This window comes from Amycolatopsis sp. GA6-003 (genome assembly GCF_046267895.1).
In the GTDB taxonomy this organism is placed as follows: Bacteria; Actinomycetota; Actinomycetes; order Mycobacteriales; family Pseudonocardiaceae; genus Amycolatopsis.
In genome coordinates this window covers 2,693,559-2,706,551 of record NZ_CP176499.1, presented here as the reverse complement: position 1 = coordinate 2,706,551, position 12,993 = coordinate 2,693,559, and the positions used below count along the sequence as shown (strand labels likewise).

The window sequence follows — 12,993 nt, the reverse complement described above, 5'->3', positions numbered from 1 at the left end:
GGGCAGCCAGTCCGGATCGCGTGCAGCTGGGTCTGCTTCGGCGGATTGCCGCGGATCGTCGGTCGGATCCGCTCGTGCCGGCGTGGAGCAGCGCGGCCGGGTCAGCCCAGGGTCTGCCACCATCCGTCCACCGGCGGCGGGGCGGACGCGTCGATCCGCTGCCCGGGTTTCGGGATCGCGAGCGGGAGGTCGTTGGCCTTCGCCTCCCGCCACACCCGGTCCGCCGGATCCGACCAGGTGTGCATGGCCAGCGTGAACGTCGCCCAGTGCACCGGGACCAGCAGCCCGCCGCGCACGTCCAGATGGGCGGCGACGCCCTCCTCCGGCGTCATGTGGATGTCCGGCCAGTTCGGGGCATACGCGCCGACCTGGATCAGCGTCGCGTCGAACGGGCCGTATTTCGCGCCGATCTCGGCGAAACCCGGGAAGTACCCGGTGTCGCCGCTGTAGTAGACGCGATGCTCCGGACCGGCGATCACCCAAGAAGCCCACAGCGTGCTGTCGTTCGCGAGGCCGCGGCCGGAGAAATGCTGCGCCGGGGTGGCGACGAACCGGATCCCGGCCACGTGGGCGTCCTCGTGCCAGTCGAGTTCGACGATCCGCGCGGCCGGGACGTGCCACCGTTCGAGATGCGCGCCGACGCCGAGCGGCACGAGAAACGGCGCGTCGGTCAGCGAAATCAACGCTTGGACGGTGGGCAAGTCGAGGTGGTCGTAGTGGTCGTGGGAGATCACGATCGCATCCAGACGGCCCAGCTCCCGCAGCGAAACCGGCGGAGCGTGCAGCCGCCGCGGCCCAGCGAACGTCATGGGCGAAACCCGGTCTCCCCACACGGGATCGCACAGCACGCGGGCGCCGTCGATCTCCACCAGCGTGGACGCATGTCCGTACCAGGTAAGGAAAAGCCCGTCCGCGGACGCGGCGGCCGGAGAGGCGACCAGTGGGATCGCACCGCCCGGACGGCGACGGGCGCGGTCCTCGCCGAACAGGAACTCGCGCACGAGCGCACCGGGGGAGGCGGGCGTGGCGCGAGTGTGGGCGGCGTTGTGGAACACGCCGTCGGCGTACTGCGGAGACTGGCGCATCCGTTCCGCACGGGCTCCGGCGGCCTTCGCGCCGAAGGCCGCCGGAGTCAATGCTTCGAAGCTCATGCCACCGAGTCTACGAAGCGTTCCTGAGAGGAGCCCCAGCTTCGTGCAGGTGGCGCAGCGTCTGGCGGTAGGAAGAAACCAGACTGGTGCGCAGGTACGGGATGCCGATTTCGGCGCAATACGCCTCGACCATCGGCTGGGCGCGGCGCAGGTGCACCGACGGCATGCTCGGGAACAGATGGTGCTCGATCTGGTGGTTGAGGCCGCCGAGCAGGACGTCGATGACCGGGCCGCCCGCGACGTTCCGGGAGGTGAGGACCTGCTTGCGCAGGAAGTCCAGTTCCGGGCGGCCGGTCAGCGTCGGCATGCCCTTGTGGTTCGGCGCGAAGATCGACCCCATGTAGACGCCCCACAGTCCCTGGTGGACGGCGAAAAACAGCAGTGCGAGGCCCGGCGGGAGGACGAGGAACAACGCGGCGAGGTAGCCCGCGCAATGGATGAACAGCAGCGTCGCTTCGAGCCCGCGGCGGCGCAGGCCGGGGCGGGCGACGGCGCGGATGCCGGACCAGTGCAGGTTGAGGCCTTCGAGGGTGAGCAGCGGGAAGAACAGCAGCGCCTGGTGCCGTCCGACGAACCGGGGCAGGCCGCGTGCCTCGCGGGCCTGGCGCTGGGACCAGACGAGGATGTCCGGGTCGACGTCCGGGTCGAGTTCCTCGTGGTTCGGGTTGGCGTGGTGCCGGGTGTGCTTGTCCATCCACCACCCGTAGCTCATCCCGATGCCGAGGTTCCCGGCCAGCCGCCCGGCGATTTCCGCGGGACGGCGCGTGCGGAACACCTGCCGGTGCGCCAGGTCGTGCGAAAGCAGCGCGATCTGCCCGAACAGGAACGCCTGGAACGCGGCCACGGCGAGCTGCCACCACGAGTCGCCGAGCATCGCGAACGCGACCCAGCCTCCCGCGAACAGCACGGTCACGAGCGAGATTCGAGCGGTGTAGTAGCCGGGGCGGCGGTCGAGCAGACCGGCGTCGGTGATCCGGCGGCAGAGCCGGGCGAAGTCGCTTCCCGGCCGTGGGGGCGAGGGGAGGACGAGCTTTTCGGTGGTCACCAGGGCGAGTATTGCCGCGCCGCTCTCCCACGGGAAACCGGCAGACCCGACGGCCCGTGCTGGGGTTGCCCCCACCCCCGCCTGTGCTCCCTAGACGCCGCCCAGCTCAACCGCCTGCCGGACCCCCCCGAAACCCACCGCCGCAGCCGGAAATCTCACCGCCCCCACCCCCTCCGAACAGCCCACACCCCCCCGGCAAACGGCCCACCGCCCACTCACCCAGACGCCGATCCCCCCACCACTACGCCCCCCTCGCACCACTACGCCCCCTCACACCACTACGCCCCCTCGCACCGCTCTCACCAACTCAACCCCACCGCGGGATCGCGTCGGCGTGTGGAGGGACAGTGCGCACGGCCCCCAGGGCCGGGCGCACTGTCCCTCCACACGCCGACTTAAAGGCGATCCCGCCCGCGCCGACGAAGTCGGCGCCATCAAACACTGCCGAGAGCCCTACCTTCTGGCAGCGTGTTCCCATGCGTAGCTACTACCTCCCCCCGGTCCTCCCCGTAGTCGCTCTCGTTCTCATGCCGTTCCTCCCCTTCGTCAACTCCTCCGGCCTGTGGCTGGGACTTCCGAAGATGATGGTCTGGGGCGCGTTCTGGTGTCTGATGTTCACTCCGGCCTTGCTGTTGTCCGAACGGCTCATGTCCCGCAGCGGCGAGGAGGATTGACGATGATTCTCGCCTTCACTCTCGCCGGGATCGTGCTCATCGGCGTGCTCGGTTTCGTGGGCCGTCGTCGTCCGGCCGCGGATCTCGCGGAATGGACCGTCGGCGGCCGCAAGTTCGGTGCGCTCACCATGTGGTTTCTGCAGGCCGGCGAGGTCTTCACGACCTTCACCTTCCTCGGCATGGCCGGGCTGGCGTTCTCCGGCGGCGTCGCGGCGATGTACGCGCTGCCGTACGTGCCGATCGCCTACGTGGTCCTGTTTTTCCTCGCCAAGCGGATCTGGCGGATGGGCAAGGAACGCGGCTATCTGACGCAGGGCGATTTCCTCGAGGACCGGTATTCCAGCCGTGCGCTGGGCACGGTGTCGGCGATCCTCGGCGTCGTGTTCGTGCTGCCGTATCTGCAGTTGCAGATCACCGGGCTCGGGCTGATCGTCCGGCTGGTGACCGGCGACCACGCGTCCGGCACGCTCAGCATGATCGCGGGCAGCGTGCTGGTGGTCGCGTTCGTGCTGTGGGCCGGGCTGCGCGGGGTCGCGGCGACGTCGTATTTCAAGGACGCGATCATGCTCGTCGTGCTGGTGGTGCTGATCGTCGCGGTGCCCGCGCATTTCGCCGGCGGCGTGTCCGGGGTATTCCACAAGATCGACCAGCTGCATCCGGAGAAGCTGTTCGTGCACGCCGGGGCCAACGACCACACGTGGTTCATCACGAGCATGCTGGTCAGCGCGATCGGCGTCGGGCTGATGACGTTGCCGCACACGTGGCCGGCGCTGATGTCCGCGCGCGATCCGAAGGTGCTGCGCCGCAACTACACCTGGATGCCGGTGTACGAGCTGTGCCTGCTGCTGCCGATGATCATCGGGTTCGCGGCGATCCTGGTGGTGCCCAAGGGAAGCGACCCGAACGGCGTGCTGCTGACGTTGAGCAAGGAGGCGCTGCCGGGCTGGGTCACCGGGCTCGTGGTCGTCGCCGCGACCGCCACCGCGATGGTGCCCGCGGCGGGCATCCTGATCGGCATTTCCTCTTTGGTGGCCCGGAACATCACCCGGGTGCGCGGCGAGCGCAAGCAGTTCTGGATCAACCACGGGACGGTCGTGCTGGCCAGCGCGCTCGCCTTGGTGCTCGGCATCTTCCGGCCGGATCTGCTGGCGAACCTGCTGCTGCTCACCTATTCCGGGTCGGTGCAGCTGGCCCCGGCGAACCTGCTGGGTTTCCTGAAGAAGGTCCCGGTCGGCAAGGCCCCGGTGTTCGCCGGGCTGCTCGCGGGCGAGGTCGTGGTGGTCTGGCTGACCTTCGTGGACGCCAAGCTCGCCGGCACGGTGAACGTGGGGCTGGTCGGGCTTGCGGTTAACGTGGTCGTGCTCGCGATCGCGGCGCTGATCGAACGGGCCGTGACCCGGTCCGGAGACGTGGTGCAGACAGGAGAACCGGTATGACGCGGACCCTTTTCGCCGGCGGCACGGTGTTCGACGGGACGGGCGGCGAGCCCGCGCCCGCGGACGTCGTGGTCGAGGACGGCCGGATCGTCGAGGTCGGCACCGGCCTCGACGGCGACCGTGCGGTGGACTGCACCGGCGCGACGCTGCTGCCCGGGATGTTCGACTGCCACGTGCACGTCACGGTGTCCGACCTCGGGTTGCTGCAGCGGGTGCAGAAGCCGTTCTCGTACCAGTTCTACGAGGCGGCCCGGAACCTGTGGACCACGCTGAAACTCGGCATCACCACGGTGCGCGACGCCGCCGGGGCCGACCTCGGCATCAAGCAGGCGGTCGCGGACGGCCTGATTCCCGGTCCCCGCTTGGAAATCGCGATCGGCCTGATCAGCCCGACCGGCGGGCACGGCGACGGCTGGATGCCGTCCGGGCATTGCGTTCCGCTGTCGCTGCCGCACCCCGGCCGCCCGAGCGCGCTGGCCGACGGCCCCGACGAGATGCGCCGCGTCGCGCGCACCCTGTTGCGGGCCGGGGCCGACGTGCTGAAGGTCTGCACCACTGGCGGAGTGCTGTCGCCGCGGGACGATCCTCGGCATTCGCAGTTCACGCCGGAGGAACTGGACGTCCTGGTGGCCGAGGCGGCCATGCAGGGGCGGGCGGTGATGGCCCACGCGCAGGGCGCGGAGGGGGTCAAGAACGCGGTCCGCGCCGGGATCCGGTCGATCGAACACGGCATCTACCTCGACGACGAAGCGATCGAGCTGATGCTCGCGCGCGGCACCTGGCTCGTCCCGACGCTCGTGGCTCCGGTGAACGTCATCCGCGCGGCAGCGGCGGGCGCGGCGTTGCCGGACGCGGTGGTGCAGAAGGCGAAAGAGGTCGCGGAGGTGCATCTGGATTCGGTGCGCCGGGCAGTCGAGGCCGGGGTGCGGATCGCGATGGGCACCGACAGCGGCGTCGGCCCGCACGGGACGAACCTCGAAGAGCTGGAGCTGATGCGCTCGGCCGGGATGAGCCCGGCGGACGTGCTGGTCGCCGCCACGTCGTCGGCCGCGCGATTGCTGGGCAAGGACGCCGAACTGGGCCGGTTGGCACCCGGGCACCGCGCGGACCTCGTGGTCGTTTCGGGCGATGTGTACGATTTCCCGGCGTTGGCGGGGAACGTTCGGGAAGTGTGGCAGGACGGGACGCGCGCGGTTTAGGGCGGCGTTTTCGGGAGCACGGCATACTGGCCGCCGTGATCATGAAAACCGGGGAACGCCACGCGTCCTGGCTCGAGTTGTTCTTCGACCTGGTCGCGGTCGCCGGCGTCGCCCAGCTTTCGCACCTCGTGCGCGGAACGGCTTCCTGGAGCGACGCCGGCCTCTACGTCGTGTGCTTCCTCGCGTTCTGGACCGCGTGGATGTGCTTCACCGTGTACGGCAACGTCACCGGCGAAGCGGCCCGCACGATGCCGTTGCTGCTCGCGATGGCCGGGCTGGTTTTCATGGCCGGTTCGGTGCATGACCTCGGCGAGCACGCGCAGGGCTTCGCGATCTCTTACGTGGCGGTGCGCGCGCTCGCGAGCCGCGTGTGGGAGAGCCGGGAAAACCAGCGGATCATCGTCGAATGGCCGGTCGTGCACGCCGGGATGGGCGTGGTGCCGTGGTTTGTCTCGTTCTGGGTCGACGCGCCGTGGAAGTACGCGCTGTGGGCGCTGGGGCTGGCGATCGACCTGGTGGCGGGGCTGACCATGTCCGGCGACCAGGTCGCGGCGAAAGTGGCGGAGCGGGCCACCCAGTCGAAACGGCCGATGCCGGGACTGGCCTTCGCGCAGCTGGACCTCGCGCATTTCGGCGAGCGGCTGGGGCTTTTCACGATCATCGTGCTGGGCGAGGGCGTGCTGACGGTCACCGAGGCGATGACCGAGGTCCCGGACTGGGAATGGCCGCTGCTCGCGACCGTTCTCGGTGTTCTGGCGCTGCTCGCGGCTTTGTGGGGAGCGGCGTTGTTCCAGGGGTTCGGCGGGATTCCTTATCTCTCCCAGACCGCTTGGGGGCCGCGGGTTCTGCTGCCGGTGCACTGCCTGGTGGCCGGGTTGCTCGCGGCGCTGGCGGCCGGGTTCGGGGAGGCCGTGGAGTCGGTTTCGCACGGGCACCTCCCGGCGGGGACGCGGTGGTTGCTGTGCGGGTGCGTCGCGGCGTTCACCGCGGTGGGCGCGGTGGCGCGGGTGGCTTCCCGGAGGTGGAAGCCGTGGGCTTTCGTCGCGGTGCTCGCCGGAGCGGGAATTCCGGCAGTGCTGGGCTTTTTCGGCGAGGAGCTGACTCCGGCGCGGTTCCTGTGGTTGCTGGTGCTGGCGGTCGTCCCGGGGCTGGTGCGGGAGTTTCCGCGGCGTCGGCGGGGTGCCGTCGCGGCTGCGGAAGGGCCGTGAAGGACTCCTTGCGGCAAGCTGAGCCCGGGAATGATCAGGCGTTGGCGAGGAGTTCCTTCAGCGCGGCGGCGAATTTGGCCGGATTGCGTTGCGGGGCCAGGTGCGCGCCCGGCGTCTCGACGAACGGCAGTCCCAGTTCGAGCGCGAGGATCTTGGCGGGCTGGTAGTGGTACCAGCCGCGGCTGGCCTCCCCGGCGACCGGGATGATCTCGGTGTTCGTCCGGCGCAGCGCGCGCAGGTCCGGCAGGTAGTCGAAAAACGGGGTCAGCTCGCGGTCGAACAACCGGAACCAGTCGCTTTCGTTCGGCAGCCGCAGATGCGGCAGGTCCGGCAGGGCGGCGCCGGCGATCCCGTCAGCGAACCGCGTGACCGCGCCCATCAGATCACCCGAACGGGCCAACCGGACCTGCGCCGCGGCGGCCTCGAGAATCCCCGCGGCGTCCGGCATCAACTGGATCGCGGGCGGCTCGTGCGCGACGAACACGGCCACCCGGTCCGGATGCCGCGCGACGAGATCGAGCCCGATCAGCGCACCCGCGCTGGTGCCGAACATCGACACCGGCCCGCTCCCGCCGACGTGGTCGAGCACGGCGAGCGCGTCGTCCGCCTGCAGCGCCACCGGGACCGGCCCGGTCGTGGTGTCCGTGCTGGAGAAATGGCCGCGGCGGTCGTAGGCGATCACGGTGAAATCCGTGCGCAGAAGCTTGACCAGCGCCCGGAACGAGTCCGCCGCGCCGGTTCCGCCGGGGACCAGCAACAGCAGCGGTCCCTCGCCGGTCGTGCGGACGGCCAGTTCGCCGTCCTCGACCGGACAGCGACTCTCGGCAGTCTCCGCGATCATGCCGAGAGTCAAGCACAACCCGGGTCCCCCGATCGTTTCCGGGACGCCGGTTTTTGTCGGTGGCGGGTGCGAGACTGCGGGAATGACGAGTTGGGATGAGTTCAGTGCCGCCGCTCCGTCACTGGCCTCGCGCGTACGAGCCCGTTTCGCCGCCGCGGATTCGCACGTACTGGCCACGCTGCGCCGCGACGGTTCGCCCCGGGTGAGCGGTTCGGAGATCGACTTCCGCGACGGCGAGGCGTACGTCGGGTCGATGCTCGACGCGGTCAAGGCCCGCGACCTCCAGCGCGACGGCCGGTTCGCCCTGCACGCCTTCCCGGGGATCGAGGAGGACTGCGACGCGAAAATTGCCGGCCGCGCGGTGGAGGTCACCGATCCGGCGGAGGTCGCGCGGATTCAGGAGGGACAGGAGAGCCACCTGTTCCGGCTGGACCTGCGGGAGGCGGTGGTCACGTGGGTGGAGGACAACACGCTGTGGATCGAATCGTGGCATCCGGGGAGCTGGGTGCGCTTCGCGAGACCGGACAACGGGCCTGCGGTGCGGACGGAGCTGGAACTCGGGTGAGGCGAGGGGAGAGGTAGCGGACGGGGCGGAGGGCCGGGCGGCTTTCCGGAGTGTGCGGTGGGAGGAGTGCGGCAGGTCGGAGGGAGCGGCAGCCGACGGGAGAGCCAGGCAGCCCGCGGCGGGCGTGGTCGAGGCGGAGGGCCGGGCAGCCCGCGGCGGGCGTGGCCGAGGCGGAGGGCCGGGCGACTTTCCGGAGCGGGCGGCGGGGAGCGAGCGGCGGTGCAGGGAGGGTGCGCGGGGCTCGGAGGGAACGGTGGTGTCGGAGGGGGTGTGCGGGAGGCTCGGAGGGAACGGTGGTGTCGGAGGGGGTGTGCGGGAGGCTCGGAGGGAACGGTGGTGTCGGAGGGGGTGTGCGGGAGGCTCGGAGGAAGCGGTGGTGTCGGGGAGGGTGCGCGGCAGGCGAGGAGGAAGCGGCAGTGCCGGGAGGGAGCGCGGTAGGCGAGGAGGAAGCGGTGAAGTAGGAGAGGGCGCGCGGGAGGCCGGAGCGTGCGGTGGGCGCGGGGAGCGTCAGCGGCGGAGAGAGCGGCGGTGGACAGGAAGGAGCGCAAAGGAGCGTGGAGTGAACAGCGCGAGCGGCCCTAACCTGGGCTGATGAAACTCACGTCCACCGTGCTCGACGCGCCGGATCCTCGGGCGCTGGCCGAGTTCTACCGGGAACTGCTCGGGTGGCCGATCGGCACCGACGAGCCGGAATGGGTCACCTTGCGTCCGTCCGGCGGCGGGGCGGGGCTGTCGTTTCAGCTGGAGTCGCGGTACGTGCCTCCGGCGTGGCCCGCCGGTCCCGGGGAGCAGCAGATGCAGCTGCACCTCGACTTCGAGGTCGACGGGCGCGCGGCGCTGGAAGCCGCGGTCGCGAAGGCGGTCGCCGCCGGAGCGCGGGTGGCGGAGTTCCAGCCGCAACAGCTGGTGCGTGTATTGCTGGATCCGGCTGGGCATCCGTTCTGCTTCTGGACTGACGACCGGCCTTAGCACACGGCTTCAGTTCAAACCGGAGCGGCGCGGGGCGTAAGCGGTGCCCGGACATTGGCTTTCGGCCTCGTCCGGCGGTTCGGCGCGCGCGGCCGGAGGCACGGGAAGCGACGGCCGGAGAACGAACCGGGCGATGGCCGCGCTATCGAACCGGACGGCGGCCGCGCCATCGAACCGGGCGACGGCGCACCACCGAACCGGACGGCGGCCGCGCTATCGAACCGGGCGACGGCGCACCACCGAACCGGGCGGGGGCCGCGCCATCGAACCGGGCGGTGGCGCACCACCGATCCGGGCGATGGTCGCGCTATCGAACCGGGCGGCGGTCGCGCCATCGAACCGGACTCCCGCGAAACCCTCCTGCCGCAGCACAACCGGCACCAACCAGGCAAAAACCAGCCAGCCCAACCCACCCCCGACGCGGCCGTCAGCTCAGATCCGCTCCAGAATCGTCGCGGTCGCCATCGCCCCGCCGGCGCACATCGAGACCAGGGCCGTCGTCGCGTCGCGGCGTTCCAGTTCGTGCAGGGCGGTCGTCAACAGCCGCGCGCCGGTGCTCCCCACCGGGTGGCCCAGCGCGATCGCGCCGCCGTTGACGTTCACCCGCGACTCGTCCGGATTGTGCATGCGCTGCCACGAAAGCACGACCGACGCGAAGGCCTCGTTCACCTCGAACAAATCGATGTCGCCGATCTTCATCCCGGCCGCGTCGAGGACCCGCGTCGTAGCCTGGACCGGGCCGTCCAGGTGGTAGTACGGCTCGGCGCCGACCAGGGCTTGCCGCCGGATCCGGGCGCGCGGGCGCAGGCCCAGCGAGCGGGCCAGCGACGCGTCCATGAGCAGCACCGCCGCGGCGCCGTCGGAGATCTGGGACGACGAGCCCGCCGTGTGGATTCCGTCCGGCACCACCGGCTTCAACCGCGCCAGACCCTCCATTGTGGTCTCCCGCAGGCCCTGATCCCGGTCCACCACACCGGCTTCCGTCTGGACCGGCACGATCTCCCGGGAGAAATGCCCGGCTGCCCACGCGGCCGCGGCGTTGGCTTGCGACCGCACGCCGAAGGCGTCGACGTCCTCGCGCGTGATGCCTCGCCGGATCGCGATCCGTTCCGCCGCACCGTATTGGTCCGGCATGTCGATCGACCACGCGTCCGGTTTGGGGGAGCCGACGCCCTCGCCGCGGTTCGCGCCCAGCGGCACCCGGCTCATCGCCTCCGCGCCGCACGCCACGCCGACGCTGATCGCGTCCGCCGCGATCAAGCCGGCGACCAGGTGCGCGGCCTGCTGCGCCGAACCGCATTGCGCGTCGATCGTCGTGGCGCCGGTCGATTCCGGCAGGCCCGCGTGCAGCCACGCGGTGCGGGTCAGGTTGCCGCACTGCTCGCCCGCCTGCGTGACCGCCCCGCCGATCACCTGCTCCACCTCGGCCGGATCGATGCCCGCCCGTTCGACCACCCCGCGCACCGCCGCGCCCAGCAGTTCGGCCGCGTGCAGGCCGGACAGCCAGCCGCCGCGCTTGCCGATCGGCGTGCGTGCCGCGGCCACGATCACCGGTTCGCCCACGAGTGTCCCCTTCCGAAGCTCCGTCGCTCGCAAAACTAGAACACGTTCCTGTTAATGACAAGCAGCCGCACGACAGCGCGGAAGACGATCACGTCCCGCTGAGCAAGCGCTCACCTGCACGGATTGGTTCTGGAACGGTAAAGTAAACAGGTTTCACTCACGGTGGTTCCGTTGGTTAACACCGTATGCTCTACTGGGGTCATAGAACGCGTTGCAGTTGGGTATCACCGCCGATCCCGCGCAGGAGGCCAAGCCGTGGCAGCCCCGCTTTTGCCCGCCGGTTTCGACTTCACCGATCCGGACCTCTACGCCAGTCGGCTGCCCCTGGAGGAGTTCGCCGAACTCCGCCGCACGGCGCCCGTCTGGTGGAACCCGCAGCCCCACAACACCGCCGGATTCGGCGACGACGGCTACTGGGTCGTCACGCGCCACGCCGACGTCAAGGCGGTCTCGCGCGACAGCGAGCTCTACTCGTCGAGGGAAAAGACCGCGATCATCCGGTTCGACGACCAGATGACCGCCGAGGGCCTCGACGCCAACCGGCTCGTCCTGCTGAACATGGACGCGCCGCAGCACACCAAGCTCCGCCGCATCGTGTCGAAGGGCTTCACCCCGCGCTCGATCGCGAAGCTCGAGGACACCTTGCGCGACCGCGCCGAGCGGATCGTGTCCGAGGCGAAGAAGAAGGGCTCCGGGGACTTCGTCACCGACGTCGCGTGCGAGCTGCCGCTGCAGGCGATCGCCGAGCTGATCGGCGTGCCGCAGGAGGACCGGCTCAAGATCTTCGACTGGTCCAACCAGATGATCGCCTACGACGACCCGGAATACGACCTCGAGCCGATCGCCGCGTCGGCGGAACTCGTCGGCTACGCCTGGAACATGGCCGAGGACCGCCGCCGCTGCCCGATGGACGACATCGTCACGAAGCTCGTCCAGGCCGACGTCGACGGCGAATCGCTCGGCTCCGACGAGTTCGGCTTCTTCGTGATCCTGCTGGCCGTCGCGGGCAACGAAACCACCCGCAACGCGATCACGCACGGCATGAAGGCGTTCCTGGACCACCCGGAGCAGTGGGAGATCTTCAAGGAACAGCGCCCGAAGACCGCGCCGGACGAGATCGTCCGCTGGGCGACGCCGGTCGTCGCGTTCCAGCGCACCGCCACCCGCGACACCGAACTCGGCGGCGCGCAGATCCGCAAGGGCGACCGCGTCGGGATGTTCTACAGCTCGGCCAACTTCGACCCCGACGTCTTCGACGAGCCCGGCAAGTTCGACATCCTGCGCGAGGACAACCCGCACGTCGGCTTCGGCGGCACCGGTTCGCACTACTGCATCGGCGCGAACCTGGCCCGGCTGGAGATCGACCTGATCTTCAACGCGATCGCCGACGTGATGCCGGGCATCACCGAGGTCTCCGCGCCCGAGCGGCTGCGTTCCAGCTGGCTCAACGGGATCAAGCACTACCAGGTCCGCTACGCCTGAGCAGGCGAAACGCCCGGGCGGACCGGCTGCCCGGCAAGGAACGCGACGCACCGGCATGATGGCCCCGTGCGCACGACGGTGGACGTGGAATTCGGCGTCCGGGTGACGAAACCCGGTCTCGCCGCGATCTCGGTCGCCGCCGTGCGCGCGGACGCCGGCGAACTCACCGTGTCCGACGCCGGTTCCGCGCGCACCGCCGAGTTCGAACACGGCACCCGCGCGGAGGTCTACGACCTCGCCGAGGGCGAGCATCGCGTCACCTATCACGGCGAACGCGTGCTGCATCGCGGCAACGCCGAACCCGTCACGCTCGCCGACATCGCGCGGTACACGCGGCCCAGCCGGTACTGCCCGTCCGACCGGATGGGCGGTCTGCTGCCGCCGGGCATCGGGGACCTGACCGGCGCGCGGGCGCGAGTGCAGGCGATTGTCGACCACGTACACCGCAGGCTCGCGTACGTCGTCGGCTCCGGCGGCCCCACCTGCGACGCCATCGACACGCTCCTCGCCGGCGAAGGCGTCTGTCGCGACTTCGCGCACGTATGCGTCGCACTGTGCCGACTCGTGGATGTCCCCGCGCGCTACACCTCGGTGTACGCCCCGGGTTTGCAGCCGATGGACTTCCACGCGGTCTTCGAAGCAGGCATCGACGGCCGCTGGTATGTCTTCGACGCCACCCGGTTGGCCCCGCGGCAGACCATGCTCCGCATCGCGACCGGACGCGACGCCGCCGACACCCCGTTCCTCGCGACGCTGGGCTGCGAACTCGACTTCCTCGGCGCGACCGTCTTCGCCACGACCGACGAGCCGCTGCCGCGTGACGACGGGCACGCCCCGGTCGTACTGGCCTGAATGCGTGT

At 70.3% G+C, this 12,993-nt stretch carries 12 protein-coding genes; 8 read left to right on the top strand and 4 right to left on the bottom strand.

Annotated elements, in window-relative coordinates; genetic code table 11:
* Positions 1–101: 101 nt before the first annotated feature.
* Positions 102–1,151: an MBL fold metallo-hydrolase gene (locus tag F9C12_RS11675; protein ID WP_409465874.1), complete on the bottom strand. Its 1,050-nt coding sequence runs from the start codon at positions 1,149–1,151 to the stop codon at positions 102–104.
* A gap of 10 nt (positions 1,152–1,161) precedes the next feature.
* Positions 1,162–2,199: a fatty acid desaturase family protein gene (locus F9C12_RS11670; protein WP_409466993.1), complete on the bottom strand. Its 1,038-nt coding sequence runs from the start codon at positions 2,197–2,199 to the stop codon at positions 1,162–1,164.
* Positions 2,200–2,672: 473 nt separating this feature from the next.
* On the opposite strand from F9C12_RS11670, the gene F9C12_RS11665 reads away from it, so the two are divergent.
* Genes F9C12_RS11665 through F9C12_RS11650 form a run of 4 tightly spaced genes read left to right on the top strand, consistent with a single transcriptional unit; the run spans position 2,673 to position 6,713 of the window.
* Positions 2,673–2,870: a hypothetical protein gene (locus tag F9C12_RS11665; protein WP_409181994.1), complete on the top strand. Its 198-nt coding sequence runs from the start codon at positions 2,673–2,675 to the stop codon at positions 2,868–2,870.
* 2 nt (positions 2,871–2,872) lie between these two features.
* Entirely contained in the window at positions 2,873–4,306 is a 1,434-nt protein-coding gene (locus F9C12_RS11660) for a sodium:solute symporter (RefSeq protein ID WP_409465873.1), read from the top strand.
* Positions 4,303–5,505, top strand: coding sequence for an amidohydrolase family protein (locus tag F9C12_RS11655; RefSeq protein WP_409181992.1), 1,203 nt, complete (start codon positions 4,303–4,305; stop codon positions 5,503–5,505). Before F9C12_RS11660 ends, F9C12_RS11655 begins: the two co-directional genes overlap by 4 nt.
* 41 nt (positions 5,506–5,546) lie before the next feature.
* Positions 5,547–6,713, top strand: coding sequence for a low temperature requirement protein A (locus tag F9C12_RS11650; RefSeq protein WP_409187057.1), 1,167 nt, complete (start codon positions 5,547–5,549; stop codon positions 6,711–6,713).
* 34 nt (positions 6,714–6,747) lie between these two features.
* On the opposite strand, the gene F9C12_RS11645 is transcribed toward F9C12_RS11650, so the two are convergent.
* Positions 6,748–7,554, bottom strand: a complete 807-nt coding sequence (locus tag F9C12_RS11645; protein WP_409465872.1) for an alpha/beta fold hydrolase — start codon at positions 7,552–7,554, stop codon at positions 6,748–6,750.
* Positions 7,555–7,636: 82 nt separating this feature from the next.
* Here F9C12_RS11645 and F9C12_RS11640 point away from each other — a divergent pair, with 82 nt between their 5' ends.
* Positions 7,637–8,119 carry a pyridoxamine 5'-phosphate oxidase family protein gene (locus F9C12_RS11640; protein WP_409465871.1) on the top strand — a complete coding sequence of 161 codons (483 nt, stop codon included), beginning with the start codon at positions 7,637–7,639 and terminating at the stop codon, positions 8,117–8,119.
* 591 nt (positions 8,120–8,710) lie between these two features.
* Positions 8,711–9,088, top strand: a complete 378-nt coding sequence (locus tag F9C12_RS11635) for a VOC family protein (protein ID WP_409465870.1) — start codon at positions 8,711–8,713, stop codon at positions 9,086–9,088.
* 432 nt (positions 9,089–9,520) lie between these two features.
* On the opposite strand, the gene F9C12_RS11630 is transcribed toward F9C12_RS11635, so the two are convergent.
* The gene (locus F9C12_RS11630; RefSeq protein WP_409465869.1) at positions 9,521–10,651 is read right to left on the bottom strand and encodes a steroid 3-ketoacyl-CoA thiolase; all 1,131 of its coding nucleotides are present in this window, start codon (positions 10,649–10,651) and stop codon (positions 9,521–9,523) included.
* 255 nt (positions 10,652–10,906) lie between these two features.
* Between F9C12_RS11630 and F9C12_RS11625 the strand changes: the two genes are divergently transcribed.
* Complete coding sequence (locus F9C12_RS11625; RefSeq protein ID WP_409181987.1) at positions 10,907–12,133, top strand: cytochrome P450; 1,227 nt, start codon at positions 10,907–10,909, stop codon at positions 12,131–12,133.
* 66 nt (positions 12,134–12,199) lie between these two features.
* Positions 12,200–12,985 (top strand): transglutaminase-like domain-containing protein, encoded by a 786-nt coding sequence (locus tag F9C12_RS11620; RefSeq protein ID WP_409465868.1) that lies wholly within the window; start codon positions 12,200–12,202, stop codon positions 12,983–12,985.
* Positions 12,986–12,993 lie beyond the last annotated feature (8 nt).

Bases quoted from the DNA above. Each gene is read 5' to 3' on its own strand.
- F9C12_RS11675 (WP_409465874.1), bottom strand. From the start codon at position 1,151: ATGAGCTTCGAAGCATTGACTCCGGCGGCCTTCGGCGCGAAGGCCGCC.
- F9C12_RS11665 (WP_409181994.1), top strand. From the start codon at position 2,673: ATGCGTAGCTACTACCTCCCCCCGGTCCTCCCCGTAGTCGCTCTCGTT.
- F9C12_RS11660 (WP_409465873.1), top strand. From the start codon at position 2,873: ATGATTCTCGCCTTCACTCTCGCCGGGATCGTGCTCATCGGCGTGCTC.
- F9C12_RS11655 (WP_409181992.1), top strand. From the start codon at position 4,303: ATGACGCGGACCCTTTTCGCCGGCGGCACGGTGTTCGACGGGACGGGC.
- F9C12_RS11650 (WP_409187057.1), top strand. From the start codon at position 5,547: ATGAAAACCGGGGAACGCCACGCGTCCTGGCTCGAGTTGTTCTTCGAC.
- F9C12_RS11645 (WP_409465872.1), bottom strand. From the start codon at position 7,554: ATGATCGCGGAGACTGCCGAGAGTCGCTGTCCGGTCGAGGACGGCGAA.
- F9C12_RS11640 (WP_409465871.1), top strand. From the start codon at position 7,637: ATGACGAGTTGGGATGAGTTCAGTGCCGCCGCTCCGTCACTGGCCTCG.
- F9C12_RS11635 (WP_409465870.1), top strand. From the start codon at position 8,711: ATGAAACTCACGTCCACCGTGCTCGACGCGCCGGATCCTCGGGCGCTG.